Consider the following 15,236-nt stretch of genomic DNA (forward strand, 5'->3'; position numbering starts at 1 on the left):
AACCCGGAAGTTAAGCCCTTCAGCGCCGATGGTACTGCATGGGAGACTGTGTGGGAGAGTAGGACACCGCCGGACTCATATTATGGAAGGCCCCGCCGAATTTCGGCGGGGCCTTCCGCATTTCTAGGCTCTGCTGTCGGCCCGTATATTCGGGTTGCTTACCTTCGGCAGGGGTATCAGCAACTCGCATTAGCCGGCCCGGGGTAGAACGGTTCGAGGCATCCCAAGGATCGGTGGCCGGCAAGCTGCCGGCCGGATGGCCTTGACGACTGTCCAGGGCCTTCATGGCAAGGTCGGCAGCAACGATGTGCTCACCGACGTCCCCGTGCTGGCTCTCGACCTTGTTGAGAGCCAGCACGGCGGTCGTTGCCAGTTTCGATGGACCATCGTGCTGTATCGCGGTGGCGCCTTCGGTTTTGCCGTGCGGGTGATCCCGCGCGATGACCTGCTCAGCTCGGTGGCCGAGCTGTGGGTCGTGGCCGTCGCCCGCATGCGCTCGCTCAGTCGACGGCCGCGACCGCGGTCTCGACCGCGGCGGCGATCGGCTCGAGGCCCGCGATCAGCTCGTCGAGCTCGGCCGCGCTGAGTACGTCGTACGGCGGCGCCGCCAGCTCGTCGGTGAGGGCCTCGATCCGCTCTTTGGTCTCCCGCCCGGCATCGGTGAACCCGCCCGCGGCGTCTACGAGACCGCGGCCGCGCAGCCCGTCGATCACAGCAGCCAGCTGCGCCTTGGGCAGGTGGTGGATCCGGCCGAACTCCTCGGCCCTCATGTCGAGGGAGAGGGCGAGGAGGACGTGGGCCTCGGTGCCGCCGATGCCGTGGGCGACCAGGGCGGCGTTGTGGCCGTCCCCGCGGTACTCGCGCAGCAGCGTCGTCGCATGCCAGAGCCTGGCCACCGGCTCCTCGGGAACCTCGAGCGCCCGAAGCCCGGCGTACAGCGCTCGGCCCTCGGTCGGCGCACTGACCGCTGCTCGGGCGGCAAGGTCGGCGACCTGCGCCAGAGCGGGGGAGTCGGCGAGCTCCCCGATCATCTGCCGCAGGGCGGTGGCGCTGCTCCGCTCGCGCACGGCGATCGCCTCCTGCGGGGTGATCTTCCCCCAGACCCACGGGATGTGGCGCGCCACCTCGCCGTCGGCGAAGTTGTAGAAGACCGCGTGGACCACCTCGGCCGGTGCCAGTCCCAGCGGCGCGGCCCGGCCTGCGAAGTATCCGTCCCAGTAGTTGCGCATGCCGAGTGCCAGGAACGCCTCGTTCGGCACCTCGGAGAAGGTGACGGTGGCGATCGGCTCGATGAGCTCGAACATGCGGTGGACCTTGGCCTGTGGGTGCGGCATCGGTCGGCACCTCCTGTGGTCGCGGCCGCGCCCTCGTGGGCGGCCTCTCACTCTTGCTACGAACAGCGCGGCCCGGATCCGACAACTCTCGTCGATTCTGTCTGGAAGCCTCGGGGTGCCACACGGACTCGGTCGCCGCTCGGCCGCCGTGATCTGGTTGGTGGCTGGGCCAGACTCGGTTCCTGCCCACATCGCGGATCCCCGGATCCGTACTGACCGACCACATGGGGGAGTGCCACGCGACCGCGGTGCCCGACGACGGGTACATGATCGACATGTTCACGCGCGAGGTGGTCGCTTCGGGCGCGCCCAAGATTGCGCCTGCTGGCCTACACCCACCGTTCGACCGCCGGGTGCAACGTCGCGGACCGATTTGATGTCCTGCCTGATCGTGCCCCTGCTCGGAACGCTGGATCGCTGACTAATTACTGGACCAGGAGTCGGAGCGCTTGGCGGCTGACGGCTATGACCGTGCTTGCTATCCCATTGGGACCTGGCGGTAGGTACCCGCTTCGCCGAAAGGGCTTTAGAGCCAGGGTGCGGTGAATCGCCGGGCCGGTGGGAGATGTACCGGAGATTTGGTGGTCATTTTGGTGGTAGGAGGTCGGTGAGGGCTGGGTGGGTGCGGGCGGGGGTGATCGTGGTGATGGTGTAGCGGCCGACGCCGGCGCGTACGAACGGGTCCTCGGCGGAGATCTTTTCGGCGGTGGCGCGGTCGACGCCTGCTGCGATGATGAGGCCGCCGTCGTCGGACGGGACCGTCTGGCCGGAGACCAGGAAGGTGCCGACCGCGTGGTGCCGGTCGAGGAACGCCACGTGATCCTTGATGTGGGGCTCGGCCGCCTGCTCCGACTCCGTGTACTCCAACCGCAGCAGATGCAGCATTCCTGTCCTTTCCGTGTGGTGTATCGGGACCGCCATGATGCATTACGGTCGGGCCATGCCGCCGCTCTCTCCGCGTCTCGCCGCGCTCGTGGCGGCTTTGCCGCTCGCGCCGGACATGTGGGTGCTGGAAATCGGCTGCGGGCCGGGCGCGGCGGCGCGCGCTGTCGCGAGCAGGCTCGACACCGGCCATGTGGTGGCGATCGACCGGTCGGCGAAGGCGGTCGCGCAGGCACGTGCGGCGTCGTCCGCCGAGATCGTGTCCGGGCGGATGAGCGTGCGGCAGGCGGCGATCGAGGAGTTCGTGCTGGGGCCTTAGGAGGCGCCGTTCGACCTGGTGTTCGCGGTGCGGGTCGGGGCGCTCGACGGCCGCGATCCGGAGGCCGGCCGTCAGGCCGTGCGCCGGATCGCCGCCGTGCTGGCTCCGGGAGGCCGCGTCTTTGTCGATGGCGGTGACCCGCTGCGGGAGCTGGCGGTGTGATCCTGGCGCGGGGTTTCAGCGGGAGGCGAGGGCCATGTCGAGGGTTGTCGCCCACTGGCGGAGCAGGCGGGTGCGGCGCGCGGAGTCGTCGGTGAGCAGGTCGGCGAGGCCGAGGCCGCGAACGAGGTCGAGGGTGGCCTGGACGGTCTCGCGGACGCCGGGGACCGACTCGTCCGCGCCGAGCGCCTCGACGGTGAGGCGGTGCGCCTCGCGGCCGACGCGGGCCTCGAGCGGCAGGACCTGGGCGCGCAGCTGCTCGTCGGAGCTGGCCGCGACCCAGAGCTGGAGGGCGGCCCGGAACAGCGGCGTGGTGTACATCTCGCCGAGCAGCGTCACGACGTCGAGGGTGGACGGGCGGCGGTCGGCGAGGGCGTCCAGCCGGTCGCGCATCTGGTCCATGCGCACCTCGGTGCCGTATTCGACGGCGGCGGTGACGAGTTCCTCGCGGGTCCTGAAGTGGTGCTGCGCGGCGCCGCGGGAGACGCCGGCGCGTTCGGCGACGACGGCGACGGTGGTGCGGGCCCAGCCCATGGACGCCAGGCAGTCGACGGCCGCCTCCAGGAGGCGCTGCCGGGTGGCCCGGCTGCGGTCCTGTTGCGGTTCGCGGGGAGCGGCCTGCGTCGTCATCGTGTCCTCGGGATCGGTGGGACTGTCCAGTCAACCAAAGCGGCACTGAAACAATCAAGCGCGATTGATTTTTTCAGGGCGGGCTGGCAGGGTTCAGCCATGAGCCAACCGCTGCGGGTCGGCAACGCCTCCGGCTTCTACGGCGACCGCTTCTCGGCCGTCCGCGAGATGCTGGAGGGCGGGCCGCTCGACGTCCTCACCGGCGACTATCTCGCCGAGCTGACGATGCTGATCCTGGGCCGGGGCAGGCTGAAGGACCCCGGCGCCGGGTACGCCTCCACGTTCCTGCGGCAGATGGAGGAGTCCCTCGGGCTCGCCGCCGAGCGGGGCGTCAAGATCGTCACCAATGCCGGCGGGCTGAACCCGCGCGGGCTGGCCGACCGGCTGCGCGAGCTGGCCGGACGGCTCGGCGTCGAGGTCCGGATCGCGCACGTCGAGGGCGACGACCTGCTGCCCCGCGCCGGTGAGCTGGGGCTTTCCGATGCGCGGTACGGCGATCCGCTCACCGCGAACGCCTACCTGGGCGCGTGGGGGATCGCCGAATGCCTGCGGGCCGGTGCGGACGTGGTGGTCACCGGGCGGGTGACGGACGCGTCGCTGGTCGTCGGCCCGGCGGCGGCGCACTTCGGGTGGGCGCGCGACGACTGGGACGCGCTGGCCGGCGCGGCGGCCGCCGGGCACGTCCTGGAGTGCGGCGCGCAGGCGACCGGCGGCAACTACGCCTTCTTCGAAGAAATCTACAATGTAAAGCCACTGGGCTTTCCGCTCGCCGAGATCCAGGCCGACGGCTCCAGCGTGATCACCAAGCACCCCGGGACGGGCGGTGCGGTGACCGTCGAGACCGTCACCGCGCAGCTGCTCTACGAGATCGGCGCGCCCGCCTACGCCGGCCCGGACGTGACCACCCGCTTCGACACCGTCCGGCTGGCGGAGGACGGCCCCGACCGGGTGCGGATCAGCGGGGTCGAGGGCTCGCCGCCGCCCGCCACGACAAAGGTGTGCCTGAACCACCTCGGCGGCCACCGCAACGAGATGACGTTCGTCCTCACCGGGCTCGGGATCGAGGCCAAGGCCGCGTTCGCGCGCGCCCAGCTGGAAGCGGCGTTCGGTGACGCGCCGCCTGCCCGCGTCGAATGGACGCTCGTCGGCGGCGCCAAGCCCGACCCCGCCACGCAGGGCGAGGCGACGGCGCTGCTGCGATGCGCCGTGCTCGACCCGGACGCGGAAAAGGTGGGGCGTCGGTTCAGCGGCGCGGTGGTGGAGCTGGCGCTGGCCGGATACCCCGGGTTCACGATGACGTCGCCGCCCGGCAAGGGCAGCCCGTACGGGGTGTACAAGCCGGCGTTCGTGCCGAATGGGGAAGTCGAGCACGTCGCCGTCCTGCCGGATGATGCGCGGGTACCGATCCCTCCGGCTCCGGTGGTCGCGGAACCGGACGTTGACGTTGCCGAGAAACAACCCCCGCCCGCCCAGGGGGGCGACCCCACTTCCAGTGTCCAGCCCGCAGGTCAGGGCGCGGAAGGCGAACCACGTTCTGTGGAAAACCCGCCCTCCCGGCTCGCGGCGCAAGGCGAGGTCCCGGTGCCTGCTGCGGCTTCGCCCGGAAGCGAGGTCCGGGTGCCGTTGGGACGGGTCGCCGGGGCGCGGAGCGGGGACAAGGGCGGGGACGCCAACATCGGCGTCTGGGCCCGCACCGACGCGCAGTGGCGGTGGCTCGAGCCCTTCCTGACCGTCGAGCGACTGAACGAGCTGCTGCCCGAGACCCGCGACCACCGCGTCCACCGCCACGTCCTGCCGAACCTGCGCGCCGTCAACTTCGTCATCGAGGGACTGCTCCAGGAGGGCGTGTCCGCGTCAACCCGGTTCGACCCGCAGGGGAAGGCGCTGGGGGAGTGGCTCCGGGCCCGCCTCGTCGACGTCCCCGAATCCGTTCTCGGCCAGGAGGACACGACCGCGGCCTCGGAGAGCACCCAGAAACCGGAGGGAGTCCGTTGACGCTCAAGAGCACGCTCGATACCGGCGGCCCGGAGTACCGGGAGCGGCGCGCGGCCATGCTGGAGAAGCTGGCGGCGCTGGACGCCGAGCACGCCAAGGCCCTCGAAGGAGGCGGCGAGAAGTACCTCACCCGGCACCGCAAGCGCGGCAAGCTGCTGGCCAGGGAGCGCATCGAGCTGCTGCTCGACCCCGACTCGCCGTTCCTGGAGCTGAGCCCCCTCGCCGCGTGGGGCAGCGACTTCCCCGTCGGCGCGAGCGTCGTCACCGGCATCGGCGTCGTCGAGGGCGTCGAATGCATAATCGTGGCGAACGACCCGACGGTGCGCGGCGGATCCAGCAACCCGTGGACGGTGAAGAAGAGCTTCCGGGCGTCCGACATCGCGCTGGGGAACCGGCTGCCCGTCATCAACCTGGTCGAGTCGGGTGGCGCGGACCTGCCGACGCAGAAGGAGATCTTCATCCCGGGCGGCCGGATGTTCCGCGACCTGACCCGGCTGTCGGCCGCGGGCATCCCGACGATCGCGCTGGTGTTCGGCAACTCCACCGCCGGCGGCGCGTACATCCCGGGGATGTGCGACCACGTCGTCATGGTCAAGGAGCGCGCGAAGGTGTTCCTGGGCGGGCCGCCGCTGGTGAAGATGGCGACCGGCGAGGAGGCCGACGACGAGGAGCTCGGCGGCGCCGAGATGCACGCCCGCACGTCCGGCCTCGCCGACTACATGGCGGCCGACGAGGCCGACGCCCTGCGCATCGGCCGCCAGATCGTCAAGAATCTCAACCACCGCAAGCTCGGCCCCGCGCCCGGCCCGGTCCGCGAGCCGCTGTACGACGCCGAGGAGCTGGCCGGGATCGTCCCCGAGGACCTGAAGGTCCCGTTCGACCCGCGCGAGGTGATCGCCCGGATCGCTGACGGCTCGGAGTTCGACGAGTTCAAGCCGCTGTACGGGACGAGCCTGGTGACCGGCTGGACGCGCGTCCACGGCTACCCCATCGGGATCCTCGCCAACGCCCAGGGCGTGCTGTTCGGCGCGGAGGCGCAGAAGGCCGCGCAGTTCATCCAGCTCGCCAACCAGGCGGACACGCCGCTGCTGTTCCTGCACAACACCACCGGCTACATGGTCGGCAAGGAGTACGAGCAGGCCGGCATCATCAAGCACGGCGCCCTGATGATCAATGCGGTGGCGAACAGCAAGGTCCCGCACATCACCATCGTCATGGGCGCCTCGTACGGGGCGGGCAACTACGGCATGTGCGGCCGCGCGTACGACCCGCGGTTCCTGTTCACCTGGCCGAGCGCGAAGTCGGCGGTGATGGGGCCGCAACAGCTCGCGGGCGTGCTGTCGATCGTCGCGCGGCAGGCCGCCGAGGCCCGCGGCCAGGCCTACGACGAGGAGCAGGACCGCGCGATGCGCGAGCTGGTCGAGGCGCAGATCGAGGCGGAGTCGCTGCCGTTCTTCCTGTCCGGCCGGCTCTACGACGACGGGGTGATCGACCCGCGCGACACCCGCACCGTCCTCGGCCTGTGCCTGTCCGTTGTCCACAACGCGCCCGTGCGCGGAGCCGACGGCTTCGGCGTCTTCCGGATGTGAGCTGATGATCAAGACTGTGCTGGTCGCCAACCGCGGCGAGATCGCCCGCCGGGTCTTCCGGGCCTGCCGGGACCTCGGCATCGGGACCGTCGCCGTCCACTCCGACCCCGACGCCGGCGCGCCCTACGTCCGGGAGGCCGACGCGGCGGTGCGGCTGCCCGGCGCGTCGCCCGCCGAGACCTACCTCGCGGCCGGGACGGTGGTGGACGCGGCGCGCCGCGCCGGCGCCGACGCCGTCCACCCCGGCTACGGGTTCCTGTCGGAGAACGCCGCGTTCGCGCAGGCCGTCGTCGACGCGGGCCTGACCTGGATCGGACCGCCGCCCGTCGCGATCGCCGCGATGGGCTCCAAGATCGAGGCGAAGAAGCTGATGGCGGCGGCCGGGGTCCCGGTGCTGCCCGAACTGGACCCCGCGCAGGTCACCGCCGCGGACCTGCCGCTGCTGGTGAAGGCGTCCGCGGGCGGCGGCGGACGCGGCATGCGGGTCGTCCGGGCCCTCGACGAGCTGCCGGACGCCGTCGCCGGCGCCCGCCGCGAGGCCGAGTCGGCGTTCGGCGACCCGACCGTGTTCTGCGAGCCGCTGCTGGAGAACGCCCGCCACATCGAGGTGCAGGTCATCGCGGACGCGCACGGCGCCGTCCGGGCGATCGGCGAACGCGAATGCTCCATCCAGCGCCGCCACCAGAAGATCGTCGAGGAGGCGCCCTCTCCGGCGGTCGGCGACGAGCTGCGCGACGCGCTCTGCACGGCGGCGGAGAACGCGGCCCGCGCCATCGAGTACATCGGCGCCGGGACGGTCGAGTTCATGCTCGCGCCGGACGGCCGGTTCTTCTTCCTGGAGGTCAACACCCGCCTCCAGGTCGAACATCCCGTCACCGAGTGCGTGTACGGGGTGGACCTCGTCCGCATGCAGATCGAGTGCGCCGAAGGCGCGCCGCTCGCCCGCAACGACCTGGAGCCACGCGGCCACGCCATCGAGGTCCGCCTGTACGCCGAGGACCCGGCCAACGACTGGCGCCCGGCGAGCGGCACCCTGCACACCTTCGAGGTGCCGGGCGTGGACGCGGAGTTCGCCGTCCCCGCCGCCCACGGGGAGACCGACCAGGTGCTCCCCGCCCTCTACGGGCTGCGGCTCGACAGCGGAGTGGAGAGCGGGAGCGAGGTCGGCGTTCACTACGACCCGATGCTCGCGAAGGTGATCGCCTGGGGCCCGACCCGCGCGGCCGCCGCACGCCGCCTGGCGGCGGCGCTGCGCGGCGCCCGCGTCCACGGCCTCACCACCAACCGCGACCTGCTGGTGCGCATCCTGGAGGAGCCGGCGTTCCTGGCCGGCGACACCGACACCGGCTACCTCGACCGGGTCGGCCTGGACGTCCTCGCCGCGCCGCTCGCCGGCGAGGAGACCGTCGCGCTGTCCGCGCTGGCCGCCGCGCTCGCCGCCGCCGTGCGGGAGCGGGCGTCCGCCGGGGTGCTCGGCGGGCTGCCGTCCGGGTGGCGCAACGTCCGCTCGCAGCCGCAGCGCCGGTCGTTCGACGGCCCGCACGGCACGATCGACGTCGACTACCGCCTCGGCCGCGACGGCCTGGTCAGCGAGCTCTGCCCGGGCACGGCGCTGGTGAGCGCCGAGCCGGGCCGGGTCGTCCTCGACCGGGACGGATTGCGCGAGACCTTCACGGTCACGACCGCCGGAGACGGCGTGTTCGTCGACTCGCGGCTCGGCCCCGTGACGCTGCGGGCCCTGCCCCGCTTCACCGACCCCAGCGCGCAGGTCGCGCCCGGCTCCCTGCTCGCCCCCATGCCCGGGACGGTCGTGCGGGTCGAGACCGAGCCCGGCGCCGCCGTCGCCGAGGGCCAGACCCTGGTCGTCCTGGAGGCGATGAAGATGGAGCACCGCATCGCCGCCCCCGCCGCCGGGACCGTCGCCGAACTGAACGTCGAGGCCGGACGGCAGGTCGAGTCCGGCGCCGTCCTCGCCGTCATCTCCGTGGAAGGAACCCCCGAATGAGCTTCGTCGAGACCGAGGAACGGCAGGCCCTGCGCGCGGCCGTCGCCGAGCTGGGCGCCAAGTACGGCGCCTCCTACTACGTGGAGAAGGCCAAGGCCGGGCAGAAGACCGACGAGCTGTGGGCCGAGGCCGGACGGCTCGGCTACCTCGGCGTCAACGTCCCCGAGGAGTACGGCGGCGGAGGCGGCGGCATCGGCGACCTCGCCGCGGTGTGCGAGGAGCTCGCCGCGGCCGGCTGCCCGCTGCTGCTGATGGTCGTCTCCCCGGCGATCTGCGCGACGATCATCGCCCGGTCCGGCACCGAGGCGCAGCGGAAGCACTGGCTGCCGCGGTTCGCCGACGGGTCGGTGAAGATGGCGTTCGCGATCACCGAGCCGGACGCCGGGTCCAACTCCCACCGCATCACCACCACCGCGCGCCGCGACGGCGACGGCTGGGTCCTGAACGGGCAGAAGACGTTCATCTCCGGCGTGGACGAGGCCGACGCGGTCCTGTTCGTCAGCCGCACCGAGGACCAGAAGGGCAACCTGCGGCCGTCGCTGTTCATCGTCCCGACGGACACGCCCGGCTTCACCTTCACGCCGATCGACATGGAGATCGTGTCGCCGGAGAAGCAGTTCATCTGCCACCTCGACGACGTCCGGCTGCCCTACGACGCGCTCGTCGGCGACGAGGACGGCGGCCTCCTGCAGCTGTTCGCCGGCCTCAACCCCGAGCGGATCATGGCGGCGGCGATGGGCGCCGGGATCGGCCGGCTCGCGCTCGGCAAGGCCATCGCCTACGCCAAGGACCGGCAGGTGTTCAGGACGCCGATCGGCGCGCACCAGGGCCTCGCGCACCCGCTCGCCGCCGCCAAGATCGAGCTGGAGCTGGCCCGGCTGATGGGGCAGAAGGCCGCCTGGCTGTACGACGAGGGCGACGACATGGGCGCCGGCGAGGCCGCGAACATGGCCAAGTACGCGACGGCCGAGGCCGCGATCCACTGCGTCGACCAGGCCATCCAGACCCACGGCGGCAACGGCCTCACCACCGAGTACGGCGTCGGGATGCTGGCCGGGGTCGTCCGGCTGATGCGGATCGCCCCGGTCAGCCGGGAGATGATCCTGAACTTCGTCGCGCAGCACTCGCTGGGCCTGCCCAAGTCGTACTGACCCGGCCGGCGCCGCACACTTTGCCCACTTATGGTGATAGCTGAGTTACATGGAGTCACGGGACGGGGACCAACGCGAGGCGACCGCCGCATAACGAACGAAAGGGATGATCATGCGGAAGCTTCTCTCGGCTCTGATCCTGACCGCCGCCGCGTTCCTCGCCGGCTTCTTCGGCCTCACCTCGGCCGCGTCGGCCACCACCGCGTCCGCCACGTCCGCCGCCGCGCCGATGGCGCTCGCGGGGGGCTGCCACCACTGCTGCGGTGACAACGACAACACCAACATCAATATCAACGTGAACGACTGAGGCCGCGCCGCGTCCGCCCGCCCGTCCGTCCAGGGCGCGGCGGACCGCGGCCAGGCCTCCCGGCGGGGACCGCGCGGTCCCCGCCGGACCGGCCCGTCCTTCAGGCGAGCAGCGCGTCGAGCTGGGACTCCAGCGAGCGCGGAGCCGCCAGGCGGTTGTCGACGGCCGTGTGCGGCACGGGCGGCGGCTCCTCCGGGCGCATCCGGGCGACGAACGCCTCGAACCCGGCGAGCTTCCCCGCGTCGCGGGGCAGGCCGCGCTCCTCCAGGCGGTGCCGGAGCGTGGCGGCGTCCGTGCGGATCCACAGCAGCCGCACCTGCGGGCCGCCGAGCGCGTCCACCCACTCCGCCCAGCGGGCGGGGGAGCGGATCTGCCCGGTGAACGGCGCGCTCAGCAGCACCGGGCAGCCGTGGCCGCGGATCTCCCGCGCCGCCGCGGTGAGCCCGGCGTACTCGTGCCGCTTGACGTGCTCGTCGTACCAGGGGCCCTCGCGCTCGCCCGGGTCGCGGCCGTGCGCCGCGAGCGTCGCCGCGACGAACGGGCCGAACAGCGTGTCCTTGTCCAGCAGCGCCGGGACGGGACGCAGCCGCGCCAGCAGCAGGTCGCACACCGTGGACTTGCCGCCGCCCGGCGGGCCGGCGACGATCCAGACGGCCGCGGGCATCAGGCCGGCAGCCGCATCCGCCGGGTCGCCAGCCGCTCGATGCGCGCCTCGTCGATCTCGTGGCCGAGGCCCGGCTGGGTCAGCGGCACCCCGACGACCCCGCCGGACGAGCGGACCGGCGGCGTCACGAACACCGGGCCGCCCGCGGGATCCGACACGTCGCTCGGCAGCGTGCAGCCCGGCAAAGCCGCCAGCGCCACCGCCGCCGCCTGCCCGATGCCGAACGCGCCGCACCCGCTGCACCACACGTCCCAGCCCGCCGCGTACGCCAGGTCGTGGGCGCTGCGCGCCGCCGTCAGCCCGCCGAGCCGGTCCAGCCGCAGGTGCAGCGCGCGGCCCGCCTCCAGCGTGATCGCCGCGTCCAGGGTCTCCAGGTCGCCGACCGCCGGGGCGACCGCCGCGCCGACCCGCAGCTGGAGCCGGGCGTGCGCGGCGAGGTCGCCGGCGGCGAACGGCCGCTCGATCGCCACCGGGCCGTAGGCGTCCAGCGCCTCCAGCACCGCCATGTGCTCGGGGGAGTCGGTGTAGGCGTGGCCGGCGTCGGCGACGAGCGCCAGCGCCGGATAGGCCTCCCGCAGCGCCCGGACGGGCTCGATGTCCCAGCCCGGCCGGATCGCCAGGGTGACGCGGGTGTGGCCCGCGCCGACCGCCTGGTTGGCGCGGCCCGCGACCGTGTCCAGCATCGGTTCGGGGCTGAGCCGCGCGCCGGTGACGATCGACGTCCGCGTCCCGCCGAGCGCGTGCGCCAGCGGCAGCCCCTTCGCCCGGCACCACAGGTCCCAGCAGGCGACGTCGATCGCCGCGGCCGCCTCGTTAGCGCCGAGGTCGGCGGCGGCGCGCACGTCCTCGGGACGGTCCCAGTCCAGCCCGATCAGCGCCGGCGCCATCCGCGTCTCGATGTCGGCCCAGCCGGGGCCGGGGTTCGCCGTCCCGGTCGGGACGGCCATCTCGCCCCAGCCCGCCGCGCCGTCGCCGCCGGACAGCCGGACGAGAATGCTCTCCGGCCGCCGCCCGCGCGGCATCGCGACGCGGAAGGCGTCGCAGCCAAGGATCCGGGGCACCCGCATCCGCCCTCTCGTGGTCGGAAGTGTTCTCCCCTCAATGATCCCCCCTCGCGGGACCTGCCAGAACACCGCCGGGCCGCCGGGTCGCCGTCGGCGCGGCGGGAAGGGCGGGTCAGGACGGGCAGGTCGCCGCGAGGGACGTCGGCTTGCTCTCCGGCGCGGGCGAGCCCGACGGGCTCGGCGAGCCGCCCGCGCTCGGTGTCGCGCTCGGCGAGCCGTTGGCCGCGAGGTTGGACGAGCCGGTCGGGTTCGGCGAGCCGGACGGCGACGGCGAGCCGGACGCGCCCGCCTGCTCGGGGCCGACCGCCTTGGCCGCGAGCCTGCGGATCAGCGCGAAGTCCGGGTTCCCGGTGTTGACCAGCGGCGGGACGAACTGCAGGCTGTTGATCTGCGCGCCGTCCTTGACCTTGCCGGACAGCTTGATCAGCGCGGGCAGCAGCTCCTGCGGCAGGTCGGTGGACAGCGTCCGCTTGGCCGCCGCGGCGAGCTTGTCGAAGCTGGTGAGCACGGTCTGCGGGTCGGCCTGCTGCGCGATCGCCCGCATCAGGCACTTCTGCCGGCCCATCCGCACGTAGTCGTCGCTGTCGGTGCGCGAGCGCCCGTACCAGAGCGCCTCCTTGCCCTTCAGCGTCCGGTAGCCGGGCTGCAGCACCTGGCCCTCCAGCCCGTACGGGATGGGCTGGGTGACCTTGATCCGCACGCCGCCCATCGCGTCCACGATGTCGGCGAAGCCGAACATGTCGACCAGGATGTAGTAGTCGACCCGCTGCCCGAGGATCCCGGCGATGGTGGCCTTCAGCAGCTCGGGGCCGCGGCGGCTCCGGGGCACGCCCGGCACCACGTCCGGGTGGTTCTCGGCGTACTCGTACACCTCGTTCAGCAGCCCCGGGTTCTCCGGGCCGTCGCCGGTGAAGCCGTAGGGGAAGCGGTCGCGGGCCGGGCCGGGCGGCATCTGGAACTTCTCCAGGTTGCGCGGCAGGCTGAGCAGCACCGTGTCGCCGGTCTTGGTGTCGACGCTGGCGAGGGTCATGCTGTCGGTGCGCACCCCGGTCCGGTCGGCGGCCGAGTCGCCGCCGAGCAGCAGGATGTTCACCCGGGGCTGCCCGTCCCACGGGTCGGAGGTGTCGATGTGCCGGCCGTTCTGGCTGCCGGTGCGGAAGATGCTCGTCAGCGCGTCCCGGTACACGTAGGTGCTGTGCGCGCCCCACGCGACCGGCACCGCGACCGCGAAGCACATCACCGCGACCGCGGCGGCGCCGAGCGTCCGCGCGCTGATCGACTGCCGGACGGGACGCAGCACCAGGTAGGAGCGGATCACCACGGCGACCCACACCACGCCCAGCACGATGATGCCGCCCGCCAAGGACTGCAGCTCGTCCGGCCGGACGGCCAGGTGGACGAGGCTGGAGCGGTACACGGTGACGGTGACCAGCACGGTCGCCGCGACCACGACCCACAGGCCGAGCAGCAGCGCGCCGGCCAGCCGGCGGCCCGCGACCAGGTGCGCGACGCCCCAGACGAGCGCGGACGCCAGGGTCAGCGCCAGCGCGCGCGGCAGGCCTCCCGCGCCGCCCGGGGAACGGTCCGCGTCCTCTGCCGGGGCGCGCCGGCCCGCCGATGGACTCGACATGTAACGCTCCGTCCCCCACCCATGGTGAATTAAGCCCCTGGCTCACATTATGGACGCGCAGAACCGGGCAAAGGTTGCGTGGGAGTCGACCGCATGCGAGCTGGTGTCGATCAGTTGCAGCTCACGCTCAGGATAGGCAATCCGGCCGGGGCGCGGGACGGCGGCACCGGGTCGCCGGGCGCGCGGGCGGCCAGGGCGCGCAGCGCGGGGTGGTCGGCGCGGCCCGCGAACGCCCTGCCCGGCGCGGGTCGCAGGCTCGTGATCTCGGCTTTCTCGATCTTGGCGGCGAGCCCGGCGAGCGGCGGGAGCAGCCGGCGGGGCAGGTCGGTGTTTACCGAATTGATGAGAACCCGGGCGAGCCGCTGGTAACGCTTCAGCACCGTCAATGGCTCAGCTTCCCGAATATTTGCCCAAAAAGGGCATCCTTTCTTGGCAGTCGCGCCGCCGGAACGCGTTCCGGCGAGTTCGGCGGCCCCCCGCGCGTCCATCTTCATGTAGTAGGGGACGTCCTGGCCGATCATGTGGGCGACCGTCCGCTTCAGCAGCTCGGCGCCCGGATCCCGGACGCGCCCGCCGGCCGCGAGCAGCTCCGGGTGCGCGGCGCCCTCCCGGTAGACGGCCGCGAGGGTGCGTCCCGGCGGGAACGGCACCGGCCCCGCGCCCGACCACACCGGGACGTGCCGCAGGCCGCGCGGCAGGCCCAGCAGCGTCGTGTCCCCGGTCCGGGTGTCGACGCCGGCCAGGGTGACGGCGGCGACGCGGTCCGGTTCCCGCGGGGGACGGGGGGCGAAGCGGATGAGCAGCACGTTGAGGCGGGCCGTGCCCGGCCACCCGGCCGCGTCGCCCGAGCGCGCGGCCGCCTGGACGGCGGCGGACGGCACCGGCGCGTCCCGGAAGACCGTCCGGACCAGCTCGCGCTGCACGTAGCCGTACTGGGCCAGGCTCAGCGGCGGCACGATCACCAGCAGGCACAGCACCGAGACGGTCGTGCCGCCGGCGAGCCGCCACAGCGGGGCGAGACCGTCCGGGGCCAGCACCGCGTACGAATGGGCGATCAGCAGCGCCCACAGCCCCGCCACGACGACGCAGGCCGCCACCAGCACCAGCAGCCAGGACGGCCGCACCGACAGCTCCAGGAACAGGGCCCGGTAGCGCCCGCTGACGAGCGCGACCGCGGTCAGCGCGGCCGCCTGCGCGCCGAGCAGCGCCCCGCCCAGGCGGACCCGCCCCGCGCGCAGGTGCGCGATCCCGGGCAGGACCGGCGAGACGGCCGCGATCAGCAGCGCCTCCGCCATCCGCCGGGGCCCGATCCAGCCGCTCCGCCGCTCCCGCCCGGCCCGCGCGCCCCCGCCGTACTGGCCTGTGCCGCCGTACTGGCCTGTGCCGCCGTACTGGCCTGTGCCGCCGTACTCGTCCGTGCCGCTGTACCCGCCCGACCCGTCGGATCCGCCTCGTGCGGCGGCCGGATCCTCCACGACCATGCTGCGCCCCCTCCGGGACGGCGGAC

15 protein-coding genes and 1 rRNA gene are annotated in these 15,236 nt (G+C 73.0%); 9 read left to right on the forward strand and 7 right to left on the reverse strand.

What is annotated here, in order from left to right; translation table 11 throughout:
- A 5S ribosomal RNA gene (rrf, locus tag QP089_RS49035) occupies positions 1 to 75 on the forward strand; the annotation flags it as partial.
- Positions 76 to 256: 181 nt separating this feature from the next.
- Positions 257 to 586 carry a hypothetical protein gene (locus QP089_RS49130; RefSeq protein WP_512699682.1) on the forward strand — a complete coding sequence of 110 codons (330 nt, stop codon included), beginning with the start codon at positions 257 to 259 and terminating at the stop codon, positions 584 to 586.
- On the opposite strand, the gene QP089_RS22175 is transcribed toward QP089_RS49130, so the two are convergent.
- Entirely contained in the window at positions 501 to 1,334 is an 834-nt protein-coding gene (locus tag QP089_RS22175; RefSeq protein ID WP_285913667.1) for an SCO6745 family protein, read from the reverse strand. The genes QP089_RS49130 and QP089_RS22175 overlap by 86 nt on opposite strands.
- 585 nt (positions 1,335 to 1,919) lie before the next feature.
- A complete protein-coding gene (locus tag QP089_RS22180) occupies positions 1,920 to 2,219 on the reverse strand; it encodes a YciI family protein (RefSeq protein WP_285913668.1) in 300 nt (99 codons plus the stop codon).
- A gap of 55 nt (positions 2,220 to 2,274) precedes the next feature.
- On the opposite strand from QP089_RS22180, the gene QP089_RS22185 reads away from it, so the two are divergent.
- The gene (locus tag QP089_RS22185; protein ID WP_285913669.1) at positions 2,275 to 2,535 is read left to right on the forward strand and encodes a methyltransferase domain-containing protein; all 261 of its coding nucleotides are present in this window, start codon (positions 2,275 to 2,277) and stop codon (positions 2,533 to 2,535) included.
- A gap of 18 nt (positions 2,536 to 2,553) precedes the next feature.
- Entirely contained in the window at positions 2,554 to 2,697 is a 144-nt protein-coding gene (locus tag QP089_RS22190; RefSeq protein ID WP_285913670.1) for a hypothetical protein, read from the forward strand.
- A gap of 15 nt (positions 2,698 to 2,712) precedes the next feature.
- Here QP089_RS22190 and QP089_RS22195 read toward each other — a convergent pair whose 3' ends face one another.
- Positions 2,713 to 3,324 (reverse strand): TetR/AcrR family transcriptional regulator, encoded by a 612-nt coding sequence (locus tag QP089_RS22195; RefSeq protein WP_285913671.1) that lies wholly within the window; start codon positions 3,322 to 3,324, stop codon positions 2,713 to 2,715.
- Between the two features lie 99 nt (positions 3,325 to 3,423).
- Between QP089_RS22195 and QP089_RS22200 the strand changes: the two genes are divergently transcribed.
- The 5 genes from QP089_RS22200 (at position 3,424) to QP089_RS22220 (ending at position 10,371) form a co-directional block, all read left to right on the forward strand.
- Complete coding sequence (locus tag QP089_RS22200) at positions 3,424 to 5,319, forward strand: acyclic terpene utilization AtuA family protein (protein WP_285913672.1); 1,896 nt, start codon at positions 3,424 to 3,426, stop codon at positions 5,317 to 5,319.
- 56 nt (positions 5,320 to 5,375) lie between these two features.
- On the forward strand, positions 5,376 to 6,908 hold the full coding sequence (locus QP089_RS22205; RefSeq protein WP_285914039.1) for an acyl-CoA carboxylase subunit beta: 1,533 nt from the start codon (positions 5,376 to 5,378) through the stop codon (positions 6,906 to 6,908).
- 4 nt (positions 6,909 to 6,912) lie between these two features.
- Entirely contained in the window at positions 6,913 to 8,913 is a 2,001-nt protein-coding gene (locus QP089_RS22210; RefSeq protein WP_285913673.1) for an acetyl/propionyl/methylcrotonyl-CoA carboxylase subunit alpha, read from the forward strand.
- Positions 8,910 to 10,064 (forward strand): acyl-CoA dehydrogenase family protein, encoded by a 1,155-nt coding sequence (locus QP089_RS22215; protein ID WP_285913674.1) that lies wholly within the window; start codon positions 8,910 to 8,912, stop codon positions 10,062 to 10,064. Before QP089_RS22210 ends, QP089_RS22215 begins: the two co-directional genes overlap by 4 nt.
- A gap of 112 nt (positions 10,065 to 10,176) precedes the next feature.
- Entirely contained in the window at positions 10,177 to 10,371 is a 195-nt protein-coding gene (locus tag QP089_RS22220) for a hypothetical protein (RefSeq protein ID WP_285913675.1), read from the forward strand.
- Between the two features lie 100 nt (positions 10,372 to 10,471).
- Here the strand turns inward: QP089_RS22220 and QP089_RS22225 are convergent, their stop codons facing one another.
- From QP089_RS22225 to QP089_RS22240, 4 genes are all read right to left on the reverse strand, one after another.
- The gene (locus QP089_RS22225) at positions 10,472 to 11,035 is read right to left on the reverse strand and encodes a P-loop nucleotide/nucleoside kinase family protein (RefSeq protein WP_285913676.1); all 564 of its coding nucleotides are present in this window, start codon (positions 11,033 to 11,035) and stop codon (positions 10,472 to 10,474) included.
- A complete protein-coding gene (locus tag QP089_RS22230) occupies positions 11,035 to 12,102 on the reverse strand; it encodes an enolase C-terminal domain-like protein (RefSeq protein WP_353070605.1) in 1,068 nt (355 codons plus the stop codon). The genes QP089_RS22225 and QP089_RS22230 overlap by 1 nt, the downstream gene beginning before the upstream one ends.
- 109 nt (positions 12,103 to 12,211) lie before the next feature.
- Positions 12,212 to 13,729 (reverse strand): LCP family protein, encoded by a 1,518-nt coding sequence (locus QP089_RS22235; protein ID WP_285913677.1) that lies wholly within the window; start codon positions 13,727 to 13,729, stop codon positions 12,212 to 12,214.
- A gap of 110 nt (positions 13,730 to 13,839) precedes the next feature.
- Complete coding sequence (locus QP089_RS22240) at positions 13,840 to 15,210, reverse strand: LCP family protein (RefSeq protein WP_285913678.1); 1,371 nt, start codon at positions 15,208 to 15,210, stop codon at positions 13,840 to 13,842.
- Between the last annotated feature and the right edge of the window lie 26 nt (positions 15,211 to 15,236).

The sequence above is a fragment of the Actinomadura opuntiae genome, from assembly GCF_030283205.1.
Lineage (GTDB): Bacteria > Actinomycetota > Actinomycetes > Streptosporangiales > Streptosporangiaceae > Spirillospora.

Coding starts and splice junctions, on each gene's coding strand:
- QP089_RS22210 (WP_285913673.1), top strand. CDS start 6,913: ATGATCAAGACTGTGCTGGTCGCCAACCGCGGCGAGATCGCCCGCCGG.
- QP089_RS22175 (WP_285913667.1), bottom strand. CDS start 1,334: ATGCCGCACCCACAGGCCAAGGTCCACCGCATGTTCGAGCTCATCGAG.
- QP089_RS22215 (WP_285913674.1), top strand. CDS start 8,910: ATGAGCTTCGTCGAGACCGAGGAACGGCAGGCCCTGCGCGCGGCCGTC.
- QP089_RS22200 (WP_285913672.1), top strand. CDS start 3,424: ATGAGCCAACCGCTGCGGGTCGGCAACGCCTCCGGCTTCTACGGCGAC.
- QP089_RS22225 (WP_285913676.1), bottom strand. CDS start 11,035: ATGCCCGCGGCCGTCTGGATCGTCGCCGGCCCGCCGGGCGGCGGCAAG.
- QP089_RS22220 (WP_285913675.1), top strand. CDS start 10,177: ATGCGGAAGCTTCTCTCGGCTCTGATCCTGACCGCCGCCGCGTTCCTC.
- QP089_RS22235 (WP_285913677.1), bottom strand. CDS start 13,729: ATGTCGAGTCCATCGGCGGGCCGGCGCGCCCCGGCAGAGGACGCGGAC.
- QP089_RS22180 (WP_285913668.1), bottom strand. CDS start 2,219: ATGCTGCATCTGCTGCGGTTGGAGTACACGGAGTCGGAGCAGGCGGCC.
- QP089_RS22185 (WP_285913669.1), top strand. CDS start 2,275: ATGCCGCCGCTCTCTCCGCGTCTCGCCGCGCTCGTGGCGGCTTTGCCG.
- QP089_RS22230 (WP_353070605.1), bottom strand. CDS start 12,102: ATGCGGGTGCCCCGGATCCTTGGCTGCGACGCCTTCCGCGTCGCGATG.
- QP089_RS22195 (WP_285913671.1), bottom strand. CDS start 3,324: ATGACGACGCAGGCCGCTCCCCGCGAACCGCAACAGGACCGCAGCCGG.
- QP089_RS22205 (WP_285914039.1), top strand. CDS start 5,376: ATGCTGGAGAAGCTGGCGGCGCTGGACGCCGAGCACGCCAAGGCCCTC.
- QP089_RS49130 (WP_512699682.1), top strand. CDS start 257: ATGGCCTTGACGACTGTCCAGGGCCTTCATGGCAAGGTCGGCAGCAAC.
- QP089_RS22240 (WP_285913678.1), bottom strand. CDS start 15,210: ATGGTCGTGGAGGATCCGGCCGCCGCACGAGGCGGATCCGACGGGTCG.